The following is a 22,365-nucleotide window of genomic DNA, read 5'->3' as shown; positions in this document are numbered from 1 at the left end:
GATACAGGCATCTCAATATGGCCGATTTACGTCTTTTTCAGTACGCCCAAGCTACCGAGCTACCTGGCACCGCTTCCGACCTGGAAAAGCCGCTGCAAACGCTGATTGAGCGGAATCTCGACACGCTGCTGGGCATCCGTTTTGTGGCGTCGGAGTACACCACCGGTAAAACCCACGGCGGGCGTATCGATACCCTGGGGCTGGACGAAAACCACTGCCCGGTCATCATCGAGTACAAGCGTTCGCAGTCGGAAAACGTCATCAATCAGGGGCTGTTTTATCTGGATTGGCTGATGGACCATCAAGCCGAGTTCAAGCTACTGGTGCTGGAGCGCTTTGATAAAACCACGGCAGATGCCATCGACTGGAGCGGCCCACGGCTGATTTGCATTGCGGCCAACTTCACCAAGTACGACGCGCATGCCGTGCAGCAGATCAACCGCCAAATCGAGTTGGTGCGCTACCGCTTGTTTGGCGAGGAACTGCTGTTATTGGAGGCGGCGAATACACCCAACACCTCGCCAAATTCTACTGCGGCACCTGGCCCGCAAAACGGTAAAACCCGCAGTGGCGACAAAAGCGTGGCGGAGATTTATGCCGAGCTGAACCCAGCCATGCTGGCACTACTGGAAACCGTGGAGGCTTACATCCTGTCTTTGGGTGATGACGTACAGCGCAAGGAACTGAAGCTGTATTACGCCTACCGTCGCCTGAAGAACTTTGCCACGCTGGTACTGCAGAAAAGCCGCCTGTTGCTGTATTTGCACCTGTCACCAGCCAGCGAGGTGCTGCCTGCCAATGGCCGTGATGTATCGCAAGTGGGGCACTGGGGAACCGGTGACATCGAGCTGAGCATCAGCAATCAGTCCGAATTTGATTTGGCCAAGGCGCTGATTATCAAAGCCTACGAGCGGTAAGCGACCGCAAAAAAGCCCACCACGTCTGCACATGGTGGGCTTGTTCATACTTTTGCAGTCCTTGGTGGGAGCCGCTTTGGCACCGGTTTCCTGTTGTTGGTAACGCCTTTGCCATCTTGGGTGGCTGGTATGGGTTTGTCAGCCGCTTTTACGTCACATTCTTTCTCTGCCTTGCCAGACTGCGCGGGGCATTAATCCGCGAATCCATCGCCTTGCTCATTCACGCCGTGTCGTCTGGTCGGGTGTTCGCGTCTGGCTGGCTGCCTGCCTTGCTTCTGGCCCCCTTCCCGGCTGATAATCGCCCGGTGCCGTTCAATAGCGGCACCGGGATTGGCGTCCCGACCCCACTTTGGCGGACTGCTACGTGCACACGTACCAGTCCTCGCACCATTGCTTTGCCTTTTTCCATGGCAGGCCTTGGTGGGAGCTCTTACGAGCGCCGGGTTCAAGGTGACCGGTAACGCCAATCCTGCCATGTGCCTGCCACCCCCGATTGGCGTCGGAGGTGGCGATGATGGTCATCACCTTGGAGGATTTGCCATGAGCCGTACTCCGCAACCACCGCCGTTCCCGTCGTCCCTGCCTGCTGATTTCCCGTCCCAGTCCGACCCGCAGTTTGCTTCTTTCATGAGCCAGATCAGCCTGCCGCTGGGCCGTTTGCATGCATGTCTGGAAAGCTTGCAGCAGGCGCTGGGGCCAGAGCCGGACCCCTTGGCCGATGCCTGCATGCAGCGGGTGTGGCGGGTGTGCCTGCAGTTGCAGGCGCGGCTAGACAAGGTGGAAGCCGACCTTAACGGCAGCCTGAAGCCATTGACGTACTTGCTGGAAATGCTGGGAGATGAGCGCGGCGACGACCTGTCGCGCGAGGATATGTACCGCATTCTGTCGCTCACCCATCAGCAGCTGCGCCGCGCCAGTACCGATTTGTACATGCGCTAGCGCCCAGGCAGCCAAGGCGGGGTGCCCTGGCTGCCCTTGCCTTACATCAGCGTGGTGTGGGCGGAGCTTAGGGTGTAGGTATCGACAATGCCCTTGAGCGCGCGGGAGAGCTGGTCCAGGTCTTGCGCCAGCTTGGCGGTGTCGGTGGCGGAGATGCTGCTGCGCTCGGCCATTTGCGCAATGCTTTCCACTTGCTGGGCAATATTGTTGGTGGCGACGCTTTGTTCCTGGATGGCGCTGGTGATTTCGCCCACCACATGGCTGGCTTGCTGGCTGCTGTGCTGGATGCGGTTGATGGCGTCGTTGGCGGTGGTGGTGTTGCTGACGCTGTGTTCCACCAGGCCTACTACGTCCTGCATGCCGCGCACGGCGGATTCGGCGCTTTGCCGCATGTTGACGATGGTGGAGGTGATTTCCTGGGTGGAGCTGGCGGTGCGTTCTGCCAGCTTGCGTACTTCGTCGGCCACCACGGCAAAGCCGCGGCCTTGTTCGCCGGCGCGGGCGGCTTCGATAGCGGCGTTGAGCGCCAGCAGGTTGGTCTGGTCGGCCACGTCCTTGATCACCTGAATCACGCTTTCGATGTCTTGCGTTCTGGTTTCCAGGTCGTGGATCAGGGTTTCGGCATTGTGGATGTTGGCGGCGATATTGCGGATGCCAGTGGCGGCGTCGTTGATGACGGTAACGCCGTCGCTGGCCAGCTTGCCGGATTCCACGGTCATGCTGTTGGCTTCGGAGGCGCGGTCGGCCACGTGATTCACGCTGACGGTCATCTGCTCTACCGTGGCAGCGACATTGGCCGAGGCGCTGCTTTGCTGGCTGGCGGCGCTGGCTACCTGGCTGGCGTTTTGCGACAGGGAGTCGGACACGCTGGCAATGGACAGTGCGCCACGGTTGATTTCGTTCAGGCTGTCTTGCAGGCGGGTCAGCAGTTTGTTCATGGCGTCGGCCACCTTGCCCAGCTCGTCATCGCGGGTGACCTTGATGCGCGGGGTGAAGTCCAGCTTGCCAGTGACGTGGTCGATAAAGTCGCCCAGCCGGTTCAGACGGTTACGCAGGTTGCGGATGGTGATGCTGCCAAACACCAGGCTGAACACAATGGCCAGCGCGCTGATGGCAATCAGGACGATCAGCAGGCTCTGGTAGGCTTGCTTGTTTTTTTCACGCAGCCCATCGCCCAGCTTCCAGTTGTAGTCCAGATGCTTTAGCAACTGGTTTTCCAGCGTGGTAGCGCTTTGGCGGAAATCGCCGCCATCGGCAAAGCTGGCTTGTACGGCGGCGTTATTGCCGGCGGCGGCAGCGCTCAGCAGCTTGCGGGTGCTGCTGATGTAGGTCTCAAACATTTGCCGGTCCTGCTTCACCATGGCCAGGTCGGTGTCGTCGGAAATGTCGTTTTTTTCGTAGTCATTCAACAGCGATGTCACCCGTGTCACATCGTCGTTCAGCTTGCTTTCTGCCTGCGCCCGGCCTTCCGGGGTGGTGAAAATCAGGTAGTCACGTGCCTGCACGCGGATTTTCTGGGTCAGGATATTGACCTCACTCAGCGCCTTTACGCTGGGTGCGGTGTTGTCCTGATAGTACTCAAAGCGGTCTTGCGCACCATTCAAGCCATAAATGCCAACAAAACTGAGAGAAACAATGGCCGCGAACAATACAGCCAGCAGAAGCGATATACGCTGAGAAATTGACATGGTGCCTCCAAACGGTGGAATCAATGCCAGGTGCAGGCGGCAGTCCATCAACTGGTGATGCATGCTGCGGCTGTCCCGGATTATTTTTATGGTTGTTTATGACAGAAAATTTATTTTGGCATTTTCTGTAAATTGAATGCCTGACAGATATCAATACATGCCGCCCCAAACGGCATACGCGGCAATAACATGTGTAAATACATGTCAGAGCCTTGCCACCCGCATTAATACCCGAAATGCATCCTTTGAAGACTATCACGCCATTGTGGCAATACAAGGTGTTTTATCAAACAAGGACCACGGGCTGAGGGTAAAGCGGCCGGCCAGGTGCATTCTGCCCATGGTCAGGCCTTATGCTACATCAGCGTAGGACTCAGCCCGGTGTCGCTGCCAATCGCCATGTAGCGCTAGCCAGTATGCTGTCTTTTGGCTTGCAGGGAGTGCGTGCAAGCACTTCCTGAGCAGAGTGAAATTTGACGGCTGGCATGGCAGGTGATTCTCCTCCATCTCAGGTACGGAAGTGTGGCCTCTCAATGCTGCCATGTGCCTGTCCACGGTGAACATTGTGAGTGGCACGCTACATGATCCACCTGCTGGTTTAACGGACAAATCTGGTTAACCATTCAATATGCGGCAAACTGCTTCCAAAGCGACGGCCATAACTTATCCCAGCAACAGCTATGATCGAGGTCTGGTATGACGTGCAGTATCGGCGCTTTCTCCCCGGGAAAGTAGGAAATGAAATGACGGCTAATTTCCGGAGGGATATTTCTGTCTTTTTCTCCGGCAAATAATATTATTTTCAGGCCAGCCAATTCCTTGATGTATTCAATTGGGTTCAATGACTCTTCCAGCGCAGAGTAGCCATGCAGCTTGGTCCAGGCATCCGGGTCTACATTACCGGCAACGGTGGCTATCTTTTTAACGTCGTTGCGTTTTACCGCAAGCAACATCGCGAGTGCGCCACCACCAGAATATCCCACTAACTGAATATGGGTGGCCCCATGCATTTTTTTGATCTGGTCAATTGCATTATTCATTGCATTTATCACTGGCAATGAGAATCTTTGATTTAACCAGTAGCGATTGTCACACCGGTTTATTTCCGTATTAATGAACTGACATGGTCTGGCCAAATAAATAGCGGTGCCTTCCGGTTGTGCCAGCGCCAGTTTCAGTCCTACTGCATTCAATGGGGTTGGATCAAAAGAAGGAGTATCAGGGCCGATCCAGGCCATACCATCACCTTCCAGATAGATAGTGATGACTTCCGTAGGCTGCTTCACTGAAGAGGAAAACGAGGCTAAAGTAAATGTCTTTGTTTCCAACACGGTAGGTACCCAGCCATGGGTGCCGGCCAATGCGTTTGCACTCTCTACGCGCGTATTAAAAGACGGAATATTTGTGCACGCGACCAGCAGCGAGCTAACGCAGAGAAGGCGCAATAGTGCAGATACGTGTTGCAAGAAGTGGTTCATAACCATATGGAATTTTTGTTAGTAAATTAATGTTTGCAATTTGTAATTTTTTTTAAACCAAATCTTTACGTTGCATTGTTAAGTAAATTCTTTATTAAAAGATGATTTAAAATAGTTGTAATTTATTTGCTTTCCTTACCCGAAATTAATGATTTTGAGCTATGCAGGTGTTAGCATCTGTCATGAAATGTAATGGCAACACCATCAAAACAAACAAGAATTTACAAAAACTTCAGGGAGTTTCCGTCATGAAATCGATTGCAAACAAATCGGTAAAACCGTTGTTGGCACCAATTGCCGCCTTTGTCCTGGCTGCACTCGCCACCCCGGCATTGGCCCATACCTCGTCCATCGGTTTTACCAATACCGGTAATGGCTCTGTTACCTTCTGGTTTGGTACATATCATAGCGGTGTTAACTACACCGAAGGCAGCATGCAAGTCGTGAGCTCGAATTCGACCACAACGACTTCCGCCTTCAACCTGCTGGTGAGCACCCGTCCCACCGGCCTGGTAGATGGCACCAACAACTTCTACTCCAACGGCACGTCGCTTGTCGGAACGCCGAATACCACCATTCGCTACTGGCAAGGTGCAACTTTTACCGGCCTGACTACCGGCACCTATACCTTTACTTATCTTCCGATTGCAAACCCGACTTCTACTTGGCAACCTACCAACTCAGTCATTCTGTCCAGCACCGTGACACTGAGCGCCAGCCTGTTCAATTCTGGCAATATTTATGACTCTGCCTATGGTGAACGCAATAGCCCGGCATTGTCTGCCGCCAAAGTCATTGATAACAACAGCGCGCTGTCCAATCTGTTTTCCGGTCTGACCACTGATCAGCAGCGCTCCAATGCGGCAAGCCAAACACTGCCGCTGCTCACGGGGTCCACTACCAATACGGCAAAAACCGTACTGACCTCGGTGAACAATATTGTCGACTCCCGCCAGTATGCCAACCATGGTGGTTCTTCCGGTGACGATTTCCAGGTAAGCAATGAGTTCTGGATGAAACCTTTTGGCACCATTGCCAACCAGGCCGATTCCGATGGCGTGAATGGTTACAAGGTGAATACTGCTGGCGTGGCCATTGGTGCGGACAGAAAAATCAGCCCGGCATTGACCCTGGGTGTTGCGACCGCCTTCTCTAATAGTAATGTCCATAGCGACATCAGCGGTGGTGGTGTGCAGGGCATGAATGTCAAATCCTATCAGCTGATCGGATATGGCTCTTACGACCTGAATGCCAAGGACAGCATCAATTTCCAGGTTGATGCCGGCCTGAACAACAACACCGGCACGCGCGAGATCATTACAACCAATAGCGTGGCTGATTCCAGCTTCAACTCCTGGTCCGCCCATTTCGGTACCAGCTTTAGCCACAGCTACAATGTGGGTGAGCGTATCACCATGACACCGTCTGCACGTGTGGACTACACCCGTATCAGTGAAAGCGGATACAGCGAATCCGGTGCCGGGCTGCTCAATCTGAATGTGAACCGCCACAATGCTGAATCGCTCGTATTTGGCCTGGACCAGAAAGTGGCATATCAACTGAACGACCATGTCAATCTGTTTGCCAATATCGGTGCCGGTTACGATGCAATGAACAAGCAAGATGCGGTTAACTCCTCTTTTGCTGGTGCACCCTCGGCTTCTTTTGTGACCAAGGGTATCAATCAAGGCCCATGGCTGGGTCGTGGCGCATTGGGTGTAAGTTACAAGCTGCGCAATGGCATGGAAATTACCGGTCGTTATGATGCTGAAGTACGTCGTACCTATTTCAGCCAGACGGCATCTGTCAAACTCAATATGCCGTTCTGATTTGTCTGCTGCAGGGGGTGAACACTGCTCTGGGGAACGCATCCCCATAGTGCGCTGATATACCCCCGCATGAAAAGCCAGCCGCCAAGGCTGGCTTTGTTTATGTAGTCGTCCACCATTCCGCCTGCCACACAGCCCTTTTCCTTGCCTACGGCAGCCTGTACGCGCACAGCCATTCTGCCTCCCCACCGCCGCAGCGCAGCATTCAAAATACTGGAGCTGACAGCTGGCTTTCCAGTACATTAACTGCCCCTGCTTTGACCCCACACAGGATGCTGCCGGATGGATTACCAAACAGTTCTGGATGATATTTACCGCGACATTACCCCCTGGCGCGGGAGCGGTACGGTGGCGGGCTATATTCCGGAGCTGGCGCGGGTGCCGGTGGACAAGTTCGGCATGGCGGTGGTGACGGTGGATGGCCGCTGCTTTACCGTGGGCGACGCCGGGGAGCGCTTTTCCATTCAAAGCATTTCCAAGCTGTTTGCCTGCGTGATGGCGTTTCGCCTGCTGGGCGATGATTTGTGGCAACGGGTGGGGCGCGAGCCGTCCGGCACGGCGTTCAATTCGCTGGTGCAGCTGGAAACCGAACAGGGCAAGCCGCGTAACCCGTTTATCAATGCCGGGGCGCTGGTGGTAACCGACGTGCTGGCGCAGCGTTTTGTGCGGGCCGACACGGCGGTGCTGGAGTTTATCCGGCGGCTGATCGGCCAGGCGGACCTCAACTACGACTCGCGGGTGGCGCAGTCGGAAATGGCGCATGCCAACCGCAACCGGGCGATAGCCCATTTCATGGCCAGCTTCGGCAATATGCAGATGAACCCGGAACAGGTGGTGGAAGCCTATTGCCGCCAGTGCGCCATCACCATGAGCTGTGTGGAACTGGCGCAGGCGGCCTTGTTTCTGGCCAATGGCGGGGTGGCCCCGCTGACCGGCGAGCGCATTCTGGATGTCAGCGCCAACAAGCGGCTGTCCGCGCTGATGCTGACCTGCGGCACTTACGATGCCGCCGGGGATTTTGTCTTCCGCGTGGGCCTGCCCGCCAAAAGCGGGGTGGGCGGCGGCATTGTGGCGGTGCTGCCGGGCGAGCTGGCGCTGTGCGTGTGGTCGCCGGGGCTGGATGCCAACGGCAACTCGCTGGCCGGGGTGCAGGCGCTGGAGTTGTTTACCACTTATACCGGGCGATCGTTGTTTTAGCGCAAGCACTTGCCATCTTGCGCGGACTCACCTGGCCGCATTGCACTGTTTTCTGGCTCATGCCACTACACTTCCGCCGGGTTTAATCTGCCATGAGCACCTGCCCGCGGATGGCTTGGTCAAATGGCCTTGACCCGGCAGCTATCTCAATTGAGCGATTCAGACTTCACCAACGATGCCATACGATTATTTTCATAATTTAACAGCCATTCCCCCGTTCAATAGCTTGTAGTGGCCGGATTTAACATTTATTGTCTGCTGGCAATTTATGTCAAGAGTTGTCAAACCATGTATTTTTCCAGGCAAGGTGCCATGTCCAAATTACTGCCACGTTCTATGGTTGGGGAAACCATGCTGAAAAAAGCTGGCCAGTACGTCTTGCATTGCCTTGATGCCATCATCGAAAAAATCTGCTGCATCAGCGGTTTGTGCCTGCTGATTGGCCTGGCGCTGGGTTTTATCTTCTTTGCGAAATAAAGGCTGACCAGCCCTGCACACGCGGCCACTCTGGGCCACACCTCAAACACTCCGTCATGCATCCGCCCTGCTGGCCCTCCACCAGCGCCAGACCTGCCCGCGACAACGCTACACAGCAAGCCAGCTGCGGTTTGTGCATTGTCTTTTTCCCTGCGTCTTAATCTCCCATTCGCCTACTGATATTTTTTGGCTATCAAGGGCATTTAAAATATCAATTCGTTCAGCATGGTTTTCAATTGCGCTGTTTGATCTGCGACAAATCTGCCGGTTTCAATCTACCGCATTGTATCTGCCATTAAAAACATTATTCATTACAAGGTTTTAATTCCACCTTTTGTTTATTGAATTTTTATGGCCACGCAGCCAGGGGGAAATATTGCCTGTTATTTTGCGCAGGCATTTTATTCAGTAAAAATCCCTTGCCAGAAAAGGCTTTGCGCAGTGGCGCTGGCTTGCATTCAGGTTTAACGCCATTCAGGGCTGATTAAAAAAGCATTTTTAACGCAGATGGAGCAAACCATGAAATCTCTCCGTTATTTCAGCATGCTGCTGCCGCTATTCACCGCCACAGCAGTTCATGCCGCTGCAGCAATTCAAAGCGAGCCGATTCAAGCCATTCCCAAAGCCGTGATTAAAAACCCGGCCATGGTGGAATTGGGAAAGAAACTGTTTTTTGAACCGCGCCTGTCCAAGTCTGGTTTTATTTCTTGTAATTCCTGTCACAACCTGTCCACCGGCGGCAGTGACAATCTTAGTTCGTCGATTGGCGACCATTGGCAGCAAGGGCCTATCCGTTCCCCTTCGGTGCTGAATTCCAGCATGAATGTGGCGCAGTTCTGGGATGGCCGCGCCAAGTCCTTGCAGGAGCAGGCCAGCGGCCCGATTGCCAACCCCAAGGAAATGGCCTCCAACCATGTGCTGGCGCTGGATGTGCTGCGTTCCATGCCGGCTTATGTGAATGAGTTCAAGCAGGTGTTTGGCCGCAAGCAAATCACCATGCAGGAGGTGACGCAGGCGATTGCCGCATTTGAAGAAACCCTGGTGACGCCGGATTCGCGCTTTGACCAGTGGCTGAAGGGCAACAAGAAGGCGCTGAACTCGCAGGAGCTGCGCGGCTATCAAACCTTCAAGACCGCTGGCTGCGTGGCCTGCCACAACGGCCCGGCAGTGGGCGGCAATTCCTTCCAGAAGATGGGCCTGGTGTCGCCGTACCAAACCAGCAACCCGGCGCAGGGCCGGGCCGGGGTAACCGGCAAGGATGCCGACCGCATGCTGTTCAAGGTGCCCTCGCTGCGTAACGTGGCCTTGCGCGCACCTTACTTCCACGATGCCGGTGCGCCCACGCTGGAGGCGGCGGTGTCCACCATGGGCCAGCTGCAACTGGGGCGGCAGTTCAGCCCGCAGGAAGTCAGCGATATCGTGGCCTTCCTGCATACGCTGACCGGCAAGCAGCCGCAGCTTGTGCTACCCATCCTGCCCGCTTCCAGCAATAACACGCCGCGCCCCACGCCCTTCAACTGAAGCCGCTTGTTGCTGTAGTAGTGAAAAAAGCCCGCTTGATGCGGGCTTGTTCATTGGCGCTGTCTGCCAGTTGCAGCGTGCATAGGCTGGTGATGCCAGTGGCTTGCTGTCTTCCACGTCAGCACATCCTGTTCATGCAGCAAGCAGGCCTTCCCAAGACATGAGGTGGTAGCCGTACCGGCTGCGGCAGGTAAATATTTAATAAACCTGATATTAAACAATTGCAGTAGTAAACCGGCTGTGCAGAATAAGCGTTCTGTTATAGTCACGGCGGACAGTTCTACCGCTTTGGCATGCATGCCACAGCTGCCTGCCATGCTGCTTGCATTAATTTTATCTGCAACGCACATGGCATAAAGTAAGATTTTCTGGCTACAAGTAACGACGCTAAAACCTTTTAGTATTGCGTGTCGAGCTGTGCACTATCTGAAGCGGCAGTGAAACATCATTCTTTTCGGGGTTCACCATGACGATTACCAAAAAATTGTTGCTGACCTTGGCCATTGCCCTGGCCTGCATGTTGCTGGTGGGGGGCTATGCCATCAAGGAACTGCATGCCGCCCAGCAGCGCTTTGCCTATGTACAGAGCGAAACGCTGCCCAATCTGCGCGTGATGCAAAGCACCTTGCGTGCCGTGGCCGACATCCGGGCCAATACCCTGCGCCATGTGCTGGCCAATAACGCCGAACAGAAGGCAACGGCGGAAAAGAACCTGGCAGATGCCGACCAGCGCTTTGACAAGCAGATGGACGATTACCACATCAATGACAGGGCCAGCGCCGAAGACCGCCAGTTGCTGGAGGCGGAAAAAGCCATGATGACGCAGTACCGCGAGGGGCGCAGCCGCATCCTGGCGCTGTCGCGCAGCAACCAGACCGAGCAGGCTTCCGCCCTCATCAACGGTGATTTTTCCCGCACCGCCGTGCAGCTGATGGAAGCGGTGCAAGCCCATTCCAGGTTCAATTACCAGCAGGCGGACCAGCTGGCGGCGGACAACGACCACACCTTCAATCAGGTGCTGACCGTGGCCATCACCCTGATGGTGCTGGCCGTGGTGCTCACCAGCGTGCTGGCCACCTTGCTGTACCGCAATATCCGCAACGGGCTGAGCAATATTGAAAACACCATCGAGCAGGTCAGTCGCCAGCAGGATTTCCGCCTGCGCGCCAAGGCGGACAGCCAGGATGAAATCGGCCGTGCCGCCAGTGCCTTCAACCGTCTGCTGGAAAGCCTGCAAGGGGCCATGCGCCAGCTGGGTGATGGTTCGCGCCAGGTAAAGCATGCGGCGCAGGAGCTGTCACAAACTGCGGGTGAGGTGTCCATGGCTGCCGGTGCGCAAAGCGAGGCATCGGCCAATATTGCCGCCACCATCGAGCAGATGACAGTCAGCATCAACCACGTTGCCGCGCAGTCGGTGGAGCAAAGCGACGGTGCCAAGTCGGCCCAGTCGCTGGTATTGGAAAGCAGCGGCATCATCGAACAGACCATCCGCGACATTCACCAGATTTCGCAGGTGGTGACGGTGTCCGCCGGCAGCATTCATGAAATGGAAACCCATAGCGGCGAGGTGGCCACGGTCATCAACGTGATTCGCGACATCGCCGACCAGACCAATCTGCTGGCGCTCAACGCCGCCATCGAGGCCGCACGCGCTGGCGAACAGGGGCGTGGCTTTGCCGTGGTGGCCGACGAAGTGCGCAAGCTGGCGGAGCGCACCACCAAATCCACCCAGGAAATTTCCTCGACAATTGAAGCCATGCTGGGTAATGCCAGCCATGCCACCATGCAAATGCAAAAGGCAGAGGAGCTGGTGAAGGTGGGCGTCACCCGTGCCGACCAGGCAGCGGATGCGATGCGCCGTATCGGCCAGCTGGCAGGGTCCGCCGTGCAGGGCAGCGATGCAGTAGCCGCTGCCATTCAGCAGCAGGGCGAGGCCAGCAATAATATTGCCGCCATGGTGGAGCGCACAGCCCAGGCATCGGAAGAGGCCAGCGCCGCCGCGCAGAACACCGCGCAAAGTGCGGCACAGCTGGACCAGCTGGCCCGCATGCAGGCGGATATCCTGGCGCGTTATCAGGTATAGGGTGCCTGACGCAGGCCTGGCACCGCAGGGAGTCAGGCCTTGGTATTGATCATCGAACCCAGGGTGCCGCCCTGGTTGACCGGCGGGTCGGTTTCCGGGCTGGTGGCGGCCGGAGTGGCAGGCGGGGTCTGGCGATTGGTGCTATTGGTTTTGGGGGCATAGCTGTTGTAATTGCTGACCGGGGAAATCGGCATGGCCATGGTGTGCTCCTGATGAACGGTAAATGGTGGCGATGGCTGCTGCCTTTGCAATTTTGATGCCAGCGCTATTTATGCAAATTTGTTCTTTATAATCAGTTCTTTACATTTCTTTACGCCCATTTTTTCCGCCTGCTGGCAATCTTTGCCGCCCGGCGGCATGTCCTTGCCAAACCAGTGCCGAGCACGCAGCAGGCCTGCGTCCGCCGCAAGCTTCCGGCAGCATAACCAGACAAGTCCGCAATACATTCCAGCATCAGTGATGGAACTGTCCCTGCCACCCTGCTGTGATAGCAGGCTCTACCCTGAAGCGCGTCCTGCCTGTTGCTGTAGTTAGTTAGCCGCTGTCCATCGGCAGCACGCCAACGGCCGCAGTGGCAAGACGCGCACAGAACCTTGCCCGCTTTCCACAGGAGATCCGTCATGCTGCATGTCAACGGCCCGCGCTTATGGGACAGCCTGATGACCATGGCAACGATAGGTGCCACTGCCAATGGCGGTGTGCAGCGGCTGGCCTTGTCGGCAGAGGACTTTGCCGCGCGTGCCCAGCTTGCCGACTGGTGTCATCAGGCGGGAATGAGCGTGGATAGCGATGCCATCGGCAATCTGTTTGCCCGCCGCGAGGGGCGGAATCCGCAGGCGGCATCGGTGGTGATGGGCAGCCATCTGGACAGCCCGCCTGATGGTGGGCGGTTTGATGGCAGCGTGGGCGTACTGGCCGCGCTGGAGGTGGTCCGCAGCCTGAACGATGCCGGCATCACCACCGCCAGGCCGCTGGAGATTGTGGTGTGGACCAATCAGCAAGGCAGCCGCTTTGCACCGGCCATGCTGGGTTCCGCCGTGTTTGCCGGTCTGCTGCCACTGGCCAGCGCCCAGGTGGTGGAGGACATGTACGGCGTCAGCCTGGGTACCGCCCTGTCCGGCCACAGTGGCAGCCTGCCGCTGGGGCGGGCGCTGGATGCCTATTTCGAACTGCATATCGAGCAAGGGCCCATTCTGGAACGAGCCGGGCTGGACATTGGCGTGGTCACCGGCAGCCAGGCCATTTGCTGGCTGGATGCCACGCTGGAGGGGCAGGCCGCCCACGCGGGCACCACCCCCATGGCCTTGCGCAAGGATGCCCTGTTTGCCGCGGCGTCCATGGTGTGCCAGCTGGAGCGGCTGGCGGCCGACTTTCAACCCGGCGGCATGGTGACGGTGGGGCAATTGCAGATTGCGCGGGCGGCGCGCAACAGCGTACCCGGCCAGTTAAGCTTCAGCATCGACCTGCGTCACCCGGACGAAGACAGCATGCATGCGCTGCGCAGCTGCTGTAGCGACAGCCTGCATGCCATTGCCCGGGCGCGCGGTATCGGGCTTACCCTGCGCCAGCGCTGGTACAGCCCGGCGGTGCATTTTGATGACAGCTGTGTGGCAGCCTTGCGTGAGGCTGGCAGGCAGTGGGGCTACCGCCAGCAGGACATGGTGAGCGGTGCCGGTCACGATGCCATTCATCTGGCTGCGCAATGTCCCAGCGCCATGCTGTTCATTCCCTGCCATCAGGGCATCAGCCATCACGAAGCGGAAAACGTCAGCCCGGAAGCAGTCAACAAGGGGGCCAATGTGCTGCTGCACGCCGTGTTGCAGCGTTCAAACCGGGATTGATTCGGCCTGCCAGGCCACGGAGGTGTCGGCCAGTTGGGCCTGATTGCGCCCCAGCTGCTTGGCGCGGTACAGCATGCGGTCGCAGCAGGCCAGCAGGTCGCTCGCCTGTTGCAAGCCGGCAATGCTGGACAAGGCCGCGCCCAGGCTGATGGTGAGATGCTGCATACCATCCGGGCGGTACTGGTGGGTCACTTCCAGTGCCGCGACCTGTTGCAGCAGACGCTGGGCAATGTGCTGTAGCTCTTCCTGGCTACCGCTTTGCAGCAGGATGGCAAACTCCTCGCCGCCATAGCGGAAGGCGCGGGCCTGACCGCTACGCAGGCAGCTGACCATGGCGCTGGCGACATCGGCCAGGATATGGTCGCCCGCCTGGTGGCCGTAGTGGTCGTTATACGGTTTGAAATAATCAATATCCACCAGCAGCAGGGCAAAGGGGCGGCCATGCTGGCGCATTTGCAGCCAGAACTCCTCCAGCTGCACATCAAAGGCACGGCGATTGCCCACCCGGGTGAGCGCATCGGTGGAGGCCAGCGTGTGCAAGCGCTGGTTGAGCAAGGACAGTTCGTGCTTGCGCCGCCGCTGTTCCTGCGCGGCATAAAACGCCAGCCGCACGCTGGTGGTGGTGTTCCAGCTCATGAACAGGCAAAACAGCAGCACCGGCAGATACACCAGCGAGAACACCAGCAGCGGCTTGCTGTTGTGTGGATTCATCAGCGCCACATTACTGATGATGGCCAGCGAAATGGCCAGCGAGCTGACCACCGCGCCCTTGAACGACACCCGTACGCCCAGGTTGGCAAACACGATGAAAATGAGCGAGGCATACAGAAAGGTGGGCACATCCGGCGAGTGGCTGCGCTTGAGCAGCTCGAACCAGGCCAGGGTGGCAATCAGGTCGTGCACCGGCATCAGCTGGTCCATCAGCAGCACATTGCGGCTACGGCCGAACACCAGCCAGATATTGAACAGCGCAATCAGCAGCAGCACGCTGCGCACCAGCAGGGACGCGGACGCCATGTCCGGAATCAGCAGCGCATCGGCCAGCACATAGGAAAAGAAAGCGAAGGCCGCAACAATATTGGTCAGCAGCAAAAAGGGGCGGTGCTGACGCTGGATGTAATGCTCGAACTCCGGCCACAGGGCGGCGGGAATACGCACCCGCCAGCGGATGCGCATGGCGGCAAGCAGGTTGGCAACGACACTCATGGCGGCAACTTGTGCTGCCAGGCGGCAGCCAGCAAAAGACAGCACCCAGTTTAGGACAAGCCTCCTGCCCCGTCTAGGCAGTCGTCATGACGGCTGAAAGGTGCGCAGCCCTAGCCGTCAGTCCGGTAACAGTACATAGGTTTTGCGCACCGTTTCGCTGACTTCCCACACCCCGCTGCTATTGGCCGGGAAGTACAGGGCATCGCCAGCGGCAATGTCAATCGGGCTGCCCTCATCCGGAATGAAGCGGCAGCGCCCCTGCACAAAATGGCAGAACTCGGCCTGCATGATCTGCCGCCGCCAGCGCCCCGGCGTGCACTCCCACACCCCTGTTTCCACCCCGTCCGGCCGTTCCACGGCATGCACCGCCACGGTGGACAGCGGCTCGCCCAGCGGTACGGCCACCGGGGTGGGGGTGGATAAAATGGTGTGCTGGCTGTCCGGCAAATGGGTGATCGACATGGTGTGCTCCGGTGATGGATAGGGAAATCGATAAAACAGGCTTAGCGCGGCTGACAAAATAGCCTGGCGTCCCTGCGGCGCTTACTGCATCAGCCCTTCCATACAGCTGGCCACGCGCATGGCCAGGCGGCGTCGCCACGGTGCACTGGACGGATTGTTCAGCGTGCGGTCTTCACGCACAAAGCTGTTGATGATGGCGTTGTAGCCCAGCCAGCGCAGTGGTTCCGGCTCCCAGCGGCTAAGGCTGCCGGGCTGGCGCACCCAGGGCTGGCGGGTGAGCAGGCTGTCGCGCCCCAGCATCAGGTCGGCCAGGGTGCGGCCCGCCAGATTGCTGCCCCCACGCCCTCGCCACCATAGCCACCGGCCCAGGCCAGGCCCTGGCTGGCATCGCACACCATATGCGGCTGAAAGCGCCGCGCCACGCCCAGATTGCCACCCCAGCCATGGCTGATGCCCACCTTGTCCAGCATGGGGAACAGCTCCACCATCAGCTGGCGGCGCAGGGCGATTTCGTCTGCAGTCAGGGTAAAGTCCTGGCGCAGCTTGCCACCAAAGCGGTAACCACCACGGGCACCGAATACCAGCCGGTTGTCGCGGGTGCGCTGGCCATAGCTGACCTGGCGGCTGTTTTCGCTAAAGGCTTCGCCGTGACGCAGGCCAATTTCCTCCCACAGCGCGTCGGACAAGGGTTCGGTGGCGATGATCAGGCTTTGTACCGGCAGCTGGTATTGGCCGAAAGGTGGCAGGGTGGCGGCATAGCCTTCCACCGCCGGTACCAGCCAGCGCGCCTGCACCCGGCCTTGCGCGGTGTGCAGCACGCCGGGCTGCCAGTGGTTGACGCGGGATTGCTCGTAAATCTGCACGCCCAGCCGCGCGACACAGTCCGCCAGGCCGCGTACCAGCCGGGCGGGCTGAATGGTGGCCACATGCGGCGAATACACAGCACCATACGGGGTGGCCAGCCGCAGTTGCTGGTTCAGTTGGGCGACATCCAGCCAGCGGTAATCGTCCTCGCCATGGCCGTGGGCGCGCCAGTCTGCCAGTTGCTGGCGCAGCCGGGCTTCCTGCTCCGGGTAGCGCGCGGCGCAATACAGCACGCCGCCCTTGCGGTAGTGGCAATCAATGCCTTCGCGGGCGATCACCCGGCCCACTTCATCCGGAATGTCGTGCAGCAGGGCACGGCTGTGGGCGCGTGCTTCCGGGTTCAGCCCGGCCAGCAAGCGGTCCTCGCCCAGCACTTCGCCAATCACCCAGCCACCATTGCGGCCGGAGGCGCCAAAGCCGGCAATCTCGGCTTCCAGCACCACCACGCGCAGCGCCGGCAGTTGCTGCTTCAGGTAATAGGCGGTCCACAGCCCGGTATAACCGGCCCCGACAATGGCCACATCGGCTTCGATATCGCCAGCAAGCGGCGGGCGCGGTGACAGGCTGTCACCCAGTTGTTCCATCCACAGGCTGATAGGGGGGCTGGCGGCCATCGTCGGTTCTCCCGTTATTGATGGCCCCAAGCTTATGCAGCTGGGTCGGCCCCTGTCGTCGCTGCGTGCCCGCGCGGAAAACGGCGCAGCCAGGCCGCGGGAGACAGGCCGGTATGCTGGCGGAAGCAGCGGTAGAACACCGACAGCGAGTTGAAACCGGCGGCAAAGGCCAGTTCGTCCATGCGTATCTTGCCGCTGGCGGGCAGGTGGTCCAGCACATGCTGTAGCCGCGCCTGGTTCACATAGCCGTAAAAGCTTTGCCCCAGCACCTGGTTGAGCAGGTAGGACAGCTGGTTGCGGCTGTAACCGGTGGCCGCCGCCACGGCGGCCAGATTGCAGTCGGCCTGCAGATAGGGCCGGGCCTGCCGGAAATAGCCGTGCAGTTCATCCGCCATGCGTCCCAGTTGCCGTGCCGACAGGCCCAGCTTTTGCAAGGGCTGCTGGCTGGCCGGGCGGCCTTGTCCCTGCGGCCCTTGTTGCAGGGTGGCGTATTCGCGTACCTGCCAGATCAGCCCGTCGCGCACGGTGATGGCCTCGCTGCTGTGAAAGCACACCAGCCCCTTGCCGCCTTGCAATACCAGCTGGTACTGGATGAAGGCGGTATCGCCATCCACCCGGATGCGGTCGATGTGTTCCAGCCGCTCCGCCTCGCCCTGCGGCAGGGAGGACAGCACGTAATCGCGCAGCTGGCCGTGGTGGAATACCCGGTTTTGCAGGAAGTCGTGATAGGCAATGTCGGGGTGGTACAGCGCCAGGATGTCCTCCAGCTGCCGCTGCTTCCACGCCAGGTGATAGCGCAGCACCACCTGATGGGTGGCGGGCAGAAAACCCTGGCTGTCCGGTGTTGATGGCTGCTTCATGATGGCGGGCGGTGAAAACAGGAAAAATCAATGTAGTGCAAAGCACGATGACGGGCCAGTTTTACCCTGCCCGTCTCCCCGTTCACACCCCCAGCAGCCGCTGGCGCTGGCGCACAAACTGCTGGCAGGCCTGCTGCAGCCACTGGCTGAACAGCTGTACCCGGCGGTCTTCCGGGTGCAGGCAGCGCAACACATAACGGGCGGGTGCGGCCACCGTGGCAGGAAACACCTGTTGCAAGCGCCCTTGCTGCAGCAGTTCCAGCACCTGGGCAGCACGCGCCATGGCCACGCCCTGCCCCTGACAGGCTGCCGCCAGCGACAGGCTGGCCAGATTGTATTCCCGCTCCTGCCATGGCGCGGGGGCAAAGCGGAATTCCTCTGCCGCGCCTTGCTGCCAGCAGTCCCACTCGGCAAATGGCGGTGCACCGTCCCAGGCGGCGCTGTCATGCAGGCGCGTCAGTGAGCTGCCGGTGTGGGCCGGGTCGGGATGGGCAGAGAGCCAGTCCGGGCTGGCCACCGGCAGCAGCACTTCATCCAGCAGGGGAATACCGGGCAGATCGGCCATCTCGTCCGGGTCGTAGCGGATGCTGATATCCACTCCGCCAGCCAGCATGTCCTGCCGGCTCATGCGCTGGAATTCGGCACGCAGCCTAACCTGGATGGCCGGGTATTGCTGCTGGAAGGCGCTCAGGCGTGGCATCAGCCAGTCCAGCGCAAAGGACGGTGCACAGCTGATTTGCACTACGCTGTCCTGCTGGGCCAGCTGCTGCAAAGTGGTGTCGATGTCTTGCAAGGCAGTGCTGACCGTGCGGTGGAGCGTCTGGCCCTGGGCGGTGAGTTGCAGGCGGCGGTGCTGACGCACGAACAGCGGGTAGCCCAGCCGTTGTTCCAGCTGGCGGATTTGCTGGCTGACCGCGCTCTGGGTCAGGTGCAGCTGACCGGCAGCGGCGGTGAAGCTGAGCAGGCGCGCAGCCACGTCAAAACAACGCAGGTGGGCCAGGATGGAAGCATCCAGCATTGGCATAAGCTCCACTAATGGATTCAGCAGCAAGTATCGCTGTTTTTTGGCAGCAGTGGCGCTCTAGAATGCCTGCTATACATTCACCCGGAAGACACGCCATGCCCGCCACCCTGCCTGCCAGCCTATTAGCTGTCCTACAGTCAAAGCAAGCCCTGCTGTGGCTGAACCCCCGCTTGGGCAGCACCCTGCCTGCCAACGCCCCCACGGCGGAACAGGTGGGCGCGGCGGCGGCGCGGTTGCAGCGCTGTGCCGGTCTGCTGGCCATGCTGTTTCCCGAGCTGGCCGCCACGCAGGGGAAGATCGAATCCGCCTTGCACGATGCCAGCGCGCTGTACGCCCTGCCGGAATACCGCGGCGTGCAGGGGCGGTGCTGGCTGAAGGGTGACCATGCGCTGCCGGTGGCCGGTTCCATCAAGGCGCGTGGCGGTTTTCACGAGGTGCTGGCCCATGCCGAGGCGCTGGCCTTGCAGCACGGCGTAATACAGCCGGAGGACGACCGCCGCCTGCTGGCAGGTGCGGCGGCACGCAGCTTGTTTGCCAGCCACCGGGTGGTGGTGGGCAGCACCGGCAATCTGGGCCTGAGCATCGGCATCATGGCAGCGGTGCTGGGCTTTCAGGCCGTGGTGCATATGTCGGTGGAGGCCAAGGAGTGGAAAAAGGCGCGGCTGCGCCAGCGCGGCGTGACGGTGGTGGAACATGCCGGTGACTATGCCGCCGCCGTGGCGGCGGGCCGTGCCACTGCCGAGGCGACCCCAACAGTTATTTTGTTGATGACGAACACTCGCTGCCGCTGCTGCTGGGTTATGCCGCCGCGGCGGCTCCACTGGCCGCACAGCTGGCGGCGCAGGGCGTAGTGGTGGATGCGGCCCACCCCCTGTTTGTCTACCTGCCTTGCGGGGTGGGTGGCGCGCCGGGCGGCATCGCCCATGGCCTGAAGCTGTTGTTCGGCCCGCATGTACATTGTTTTTTTGCCGAACCGGTGGCCTCGCCCTGCATGCTGGTGCAGCTGGCCAGTGGTGGCGATGCGCCGCTTTCGGTGTACGACATCGGCCTGGATAACCGCACCGAGGCCGATGGGCTGGCGGTAGGCCTGGCTTCGCCCTTGGTGGCACCCCTGATGCGGGCCGAATTGAGCGGGGTGTTTACCGTTGGTGATGACGATCTGTTCCGCCTGCGCTTGCAGGTGGAGGACAACTGCCAGCTGGCGCTGGAGCCATCCGCTGCAGCGGCGGTGCGTGGCCCCGACTGGCTATGCAATAGCACGGCCGGGCAGGCTTATCTGGCAGCGCACGGCCTGCAACAGCAGCTGGCGGATGCCCATCATGTGGTGTGGACCACTGGCGGCGCGCTGGTTCCGCCAGAGGAACACCAGCGCTTCCGCCAGCGCGGCCTGTCACTCGCCGGCTGAAGCGGCAGCAAACTGCAGGGCCGCCAGCCGCGCATACAAGGGCGAGCTGTGCAGCAGTTCCTCATGCCGCCCCTGCGCCACGATGCGCCCGCCTTCCAGCACCACGATGCGGTCGGCCTCTTTCACCGTGGCCAGCCGGTGGGCAATCACCAGCGTGGTGCGGTTGGCAGCGGCACGCTCCAGCGCGCCTTGCACCAGCTGTTCGGATTCGGCATCCAGCGCGCTGGTGGCTTCGTCCAGCAGCAGGATGGGCGGGTTTTTCAGGATGGCGCGGGCAATGGCAATGCGCTGGCGCTGGCCACCGGACAGGCGCACGCCGCGCTCGCCCAGATAAGTGGCATAGCCTTGCGGCAGGGCCTGGATGAAGTCGTGCGCCGCCGCCGCGCGGGCGGCAGCGTAGACTTCTTCATCCGTGGCATCCGGCCTGCCGTAGCGGATGTTCTCCAGCGCGCTGCTGCCAAAAATCACCGAATCCTGCAGCACCACACCAATGTGCTGGCGCAAATCGGCCAGCGCCAGTTGGCGGATGTCGATGCCGCCCAGGGAAATCTGCCCCTGTTGCGGGTCGTAAAAACGCAGCAAGAGCTGGAACAGCGTGGACTTGCCCGCACCGGACGGCCCTACCAGCGCCACGTGCTCGCCGGGAGCCAGTTCCAGATCAATCTGGCTGAGCGAGGGCTGCTCCGGCCGTGAGGGGTAGGCAAAGCTGACCTGCTGCAAACGCAGCCGCCCTGCCGTCGGCAAGGCGTGCGGGTGCTGTGGCTCGGTTACCGGCGAGGCCAGTTGCAGCAGCTCCATCAGCCGCTCGGTAGCCCCGGCGGCGCGTTGCACATCGCCCCATACCTCGGCCACCGCGCCAATTGCCCCGGCCGTCACCACCGCGTACAGGATGAACTGCGCCAGCAGGCCGCCGCTCATCTGCCCGGCCAGCACTTGCTGCGCACCCAGCCACAGCACGAACACGATGGCACCGAAGATCAGCATGATCACCGCCACCGTCAGCAGCGAACGGGCGCGGATGCGCGCCAGCGCGGTGGCAAAGCTCAGCTCCACCGAGCCGACAAAGCGGCTGGCTTCCGCCGCCTGCTGGTTGAAGGCCTGCACGGTGGGAATGGCGTTCAGCACCTCGCCAGCCATGGCGCTGGAATCGGCAATGCGGTCCTGACTGGACTTGGACAGCGCCCGCACGCGGCGGCCAAACAGCACGATGGGCAGCACCACCAGCAACAGCGTCACCAGAATGTAGCCGGTGAGGCTGGGGCTGGTCATGGCCAGCATCACCAGCCCGCCCAGCATCAGCAGCACATTGCGCAGGCCCATGGACAGGCTGGTGCCGATTACCGTCTGCACCAGCGTGGTGTCGGTGGTGAGGCGCGACAGCACTTCGCCGGTCTGGGTGGTTTCGAAATACTGCGGGCTCATGCTGATGACGTGGCGGTACACCGCGCTGCGCACGTCCGCCGTCACCCGCTCGCCCAGCCAGGACACCAGGTAAAAACGCCCGGCGGTGGCCAGCGCCAGCACCACCGCCACGCCAAACAGCATCAGGAAATACTGGTTGATGTGACCGGCATTGCGGCTGGAAAAACCCTGGTCGATCAGCACGCGGAAGGCCATCGGCAACACCAGCGTGGAAACGGCGGCCACGGTGAGCGCCAGCAGGGCCAGCCAGGCGCGATGGCGGTAGGGACGCAGAAAGGGCAGCAGCCCCAGCAAGGGGCTGATGCGTTGCAATAGCGGACGGGCAGGTGGTGTGGCAGACATGGGCAGACCCGGTGAAAACAAGGCTGTCAGGCTACACCATGCCACCGGCTACGGCCATTCGGGCAGGTCTGCACCTGCTGCTGACAATGGCGCAGCACCCCTGGGGCGAAGGCGCGCCGACGCAGACAGTACAAGGGTACGGCGAAGGAGGCGCAACGCAGCAGCAGGGATTTTGTCAGCCGCCGCTTACTTCAGA

The 22,365-nt window shown here is 59.8% G+C and carries 18 protein-coding genes and 1 pseudogene; 8 read left to right on the top strand and 11 right to left on the bottom strand.

Annotation, left to right across the window (positions count from 1 at the left end; all coding sequences use genetic code 11):
* Positions 1-17: 17 nt before the first annotated feature.
* Both AWT75_RS01910 and AWT75_RS01905 read left to right on the top strand, forming a co-directional pair.
* Positions 18-917, top strand: coding sequence for a DUF5655 domain-containing protein (locus AWT75_RS01910; RefSeq protein WP_062786677.1), 900 nt, complete (start codon positions 18-20; stop codon positions 915-917).
* A 540-nt stretch (positions 918-1,457) separates the two neighbouring features.
* Positions 1,458-1,856, top strand: a complete 399-nt coding sequence (locus AWT75_RS01905; RefSeq protein WP_062786672.1) for a hypothetical protein — start codon at positions 1,458-1,460, stop codon at positions 1,854-1,856.
* 41 nt (positions 1,857-1,897) lie between these two features.
* Here AWT75_RS01905 and AWT75_RS01900 read toward each other — a convergent pair whose 3' ends face one another.
* Complete coding sequence (locus AWT75_RS01900; RefSeq protein WP_161937715.1) at positions 1,898-3,544, bottom strand: methyl-accepting chemotaxis protein; 1,647 nt, start codon at positions 3,542-3,544, stop codon at positions 1,898-1,900.
* 623 nt (positions 3,545-4,167) lie between these two features.
* Positions 4,168-5,010, bottom strand: a complete 843-nt coding sequence (locus tag AWT75_RS21170) for an alpha/beta fold hydrolase (protein ID WP_161937714.1) — start codon at positions 5,008-5,010, stop codon at positions 4,168-4,170.
* Positions 5,011-5,204: 194 nt separating this feature from the next.
* On the opposite strand from AWT75_RS21170, the gene AWT75_RS01890 reads away from it, so the two are divergent.
* Positions 5,205-6,851 carry an autotransporter outer membrane beta-barrel domain-containing protein gene (locus AWT75_RS01890; protein WP_161937713.1) on the top strand — a complete coding sequence of 549 codons (1,647 nt, stop codon included), beginning with the start codon at positions 5,205-5,207 and terminating at the stop codon, positions 6,849-6,851.
* A gap of 282 nt (positions 6,852-7,133) precedes the next feature.
* Entirely contained in the window at positions 7,134-8,048 is a 915-nt protein-coding gene (locus tag AWT75_RS01885) for a glutaminase (protein ID WP_062786658.1), read from the top strand.
* Positions 8,049-8,369: 321 nt separating this feature from the next.
* On the opposite strand, the gene AWT75_RS22015 is transcribed toward AWT75_RS01885, so the two are convergent.
* Positions 8,370-8,564, bottom strand: coding sequence for a hypothetical protein (locus AWT75_RS22015; protein WP_204376852.1), 195 nt, complete (start codon positions 8,562-8,564; stop codon positions 8,370-8,372).
* Positions 8,565-9,044: 480 nt separating this feature from the next.
* Between AWT75_RS22015 and AWT75_RS01875 the strand changes: the two genes are divergently transcribed.
* Positions 9,045-10,046 (top strand): cytochrome-c peroxidase, encoded by a 1,002-nt coding sequence (locus AWT75_RS01875; protein ID WP_204376851.1) that lies wholly within the window; start codon positions 9,045-9,047, stop codon positions 10,044-10,046.
* A 466-nt stretch (positions 10,047-10,512) separates the two neighbouring features.
* Positions 10,513-12,129, top strand: coding sequence for a methyl-accepting chemotaxis protein (locus tag AWT75_RS01870; RefSeq protein ID WP_062786655.1), 1,617 nt, complete (start codon positions 10,513-10,515; stop codon positions 12,127-12,129).
* 32 nt (positions 12,130-12,161) lie between these two features.
* On the opposite strand, the gene AWT75_RS21620 is transcribed toward AWT75_RS01870, so the two are convergent.
* Positions 12,162-12,329, bottom strand: a complete 168-nt coding sequence (locus AWT75_RS21620) for a hypothetical protein (protein ID WP_156157039.1) — start codon at positions 12,327-12,329, stop codon at positions 12,162-12,164.
* A gap of 420 nt (positions 12,330-12,749) precedes the next feature.
* Here AWT75_RS21620 and AWT75_RS01865 point away from each other — a divergent pair, with 420 nt between their 5' ends.
* Positions 12,750-13,970, top strand: a complete 1,221-nt coding sequence (locus tag AWT75_RS01865; protein WP_062786652.1) for a Zn-dependent hydrolase — start codon at positions 12,750-12,752, stop codon at positions 13,968-13,970.
* Here AWT75_RS01865 and AWT75_RS01860 read toward each other — a convergent pair.
* From AWT75_RS01860 to AWT75_RS01840, 6 genes are all read right to left on the bottom strand, one after another.
* Complete coding sequence (locus AWT75_RS01860; RefSeq protein ID WP_062786918.1) at positions 13,956-15,176, bottom strand: GGDEF domain-containing protein; 1,221 nt, start codon at positions 15,174-15,176, stop codon at positions 13,956-13,958. The genes AWT75_RS01865 and AWT75_RS01860 overlap by 15 nt on opposite strands.
* A 117-nt stretch (positions 15,177-15,293) precedes the next feature.
* Positions 15,294-15,638, bottom strand: coding sequence for a cupin domain-containing protein (locus tag AWT75_RS01855; RefSeq protein ID WP_062786649.1), 345 nt, complete (start codon positions 15,636-15,638; stop codon positions 15,294-15,296).
* Between the two features lie 81 nt (positions 15,639-15,719).
* Complete coding sequence (locus AWT75_RS22010) at positions 15,720-15,938, bottom strand: hypothetical protein (protein ID WP_204376850.1); 219 nt, start codon at positions 15,936-15,938, stop codon at positions 15,720-15,722.
* Positions 15,938-17,116: an NAD(P)/FAD-dependent oxidoreductase gene (locus AWT75_RS01850; RefSeq protein WP_204376849.1), complete on the bottom strand. Its 1,179-nt coding sequence runs from the start codon at positions 17,114-17,116 to the stop codon at positions 15,938-15,940. Before AWT75_RS01850 ends, AWT75_RS22010 begins: the two co-directional genes overlap by 1 nt.
* A 32-nt stretch (positions 17,117-17,148) precedes the next feature.
* Positions 17,149-17,976: an AraC family transcriptional regulator gene (locus AWT75_RS01845; RefSeq protein ID WP_062786646.1), complete on the bottom strand. Its 828-nt coding sequence runs from the start codon at positions 17,974-17,976 to the stop codon at positions 17,149-17,151.
* 82 nt (positions 17,977-18,058) lie between these two features.
* On the bottom strand, positions 18,059-18,994 hold the full coding sequence (locus AWT75_RS01840; protein ID WP_153013206.1) for a LysR family transcriptional regulator: 936 nt from the start codon (positions 18,992-18,994) through the stop codon (positions 18,059-18,061).
* A gap of 17 nt (positions 18,995-19,011) precedes the next feature.
* On the opposite strand from AWT75_RS01840, the pseudogene AWT75_RS23755 reads away from it, so the two are divergent.
* Positions 19,012-20,405: pseudogene (locus AWT75_RS23755) on the top strand (D-serine ammonia-lyase).
* Here AWT75_RS23755 and AWT75_RS01830 read toward each other — a convergent pair.
* Positions 20,391-22,169 carry an ABC transporter transmembrane domain-containing protein gene (locus AWT75_RS01830; RefSeq protein WP_045848415.1) on the bottom strand — a complete coding sequence of 593 codons (1,779 nt, stop codon included), beginning with the start codon at positions 22,167-22,169 and terminating at the stop codon, positions 20,391-20,393. The pseudogene AWT75_RS23755 and the gene AWT75_RS01830 sit on opposite strands and share 15 nt — an antisense overlap.
* Positions 22,170-22,365 lie beyond the last annotated feature (196 nt).

Source organism: Aquitalea pelogenes, from assembly GCF_001515305.1.
Taxonomy (GTDB): Bacteria; Pseudomonadota; Gammaproteobacteria; order Burkholderiales; family Chromobacteriaceae; genus Aquitalea; species Aquitalea pelogenes.
Note: the sequence above shows the minus strand (reverse complement) of the source record. Positions and strands in the feature narration are given on the sequence as shown.

Bases quoted from the DNA above. Each gene is read 5' to 3' on its own strand.
- AWT75_RS01910 (WP_062786677.1), top strand. From the start codon at position 18: ATGGCCGATTTACGTCTTTTTCAGTACGCCCAAGCTACCGAGCTACCT.
- AWT75_RS01905 (WP_062786672.1), top strand. From the start codon at position 1,458: ATGAGCCGTACTCCGCAACCACCGCCGTTCCCGTCGTCCCTGCCTGCT.
- AWT75_RS01900 (WP_161937715.1), bottom strand. From the start codon at position 3,544: ATGTCAATTTCTCAGCGTATATCGCTTCTGCTGGCTGTATTGTTCGCG.
- AWT75_RS01890 (WP_161937713.1), top strand. From the start codon at position 5,205: ATGAAATGTAATGGCAACACCATCAAAACAAACAAGAATTTACAAAAA.
- AWT75_RS01885 (WP_062786658.1), top strand. From the start codon at position 7,134: ATGGATTACCAAACAGTTCTGGATGATATTTACCGCGACATTACCCCC.
- AWT75_RS01875 (WP_204376851.1), top strand. From the start codon at position 9,045: ATGAAATCTCTCCGTTATTTCAGCATGCTGCTGCCGCTATTCACCGCC.
- AWT75_RS01870 (WP_062786655.1), top strand. From the start codon at position 10,513: ATGACGATTACCAAAAAATTGTTGCTGACCTTGGCCATTGCCCTGGCC.
- AWT75_RS21620 (WP_156157039.1), bottom strand. From the start codon at position 12,329: ATGGCCATGCCGATTTCCCCGGTCAGCAATTACAACAGCTATGCCCCC.
- AWT75_RS01865 (WP_062786652.1), top strand. From the start codon at position 12,750: ATGCTGCATGTCAACGGCCCGCGCTTATGGGACAGCCTGATGACCATG.
- AWT75_RS01860 (WP_062786918.1), bottom strand. From the start codon at position 15,176: ATGAGTGTCGTTGCCAACCTGCTTGCCGCCATGCGCATCCGCTGGCGG.
- AWT75_RS01855 (WP_062786649.1), bottom strand. From the start codon at position 15,638: ATGTCGATCACCCATTTGCCGGACAGCCAGCACACCATTTTATCCACC.
- AWT75_RS22010 (WP_204376850.1), bottom strand. From the start codon at position 15,938: ATGCTGGGGCGCGACAGCCTGCTCACCCGCCAGCCCTGGGTGCGCCAG.
- AWT75_RS01850 (WP_204376849.1), bottom strand. From the start codon at position 17,116: ATGGCCGCCAGCCCCCCTATCAGCCTGTGGATGGAACAACTGGGTGAC.
- AWT75_RS01845 (WP_062786646.1), bottom strand. From the start codon at position 17,976: ATGAAGCAGCCATCAACACCGGACAGCCAGGGTTTTCTGCCCGCCACC.
- AWT75_RS01840 (WP_153013206.1), bottom strand. From the start codon at position 18,994: ATGCTGGATGCTTCCATCCTGGCCCACCTGCGTTGTTTTGACGTGGCT.
- AWT75_RS01830 (WP_045848415.1), bottom strand. From the start codon at position 22,169: ATGTCTGCCACACCACCTGCCCGTCCGCTATTGCAACGCATCAGCCCC.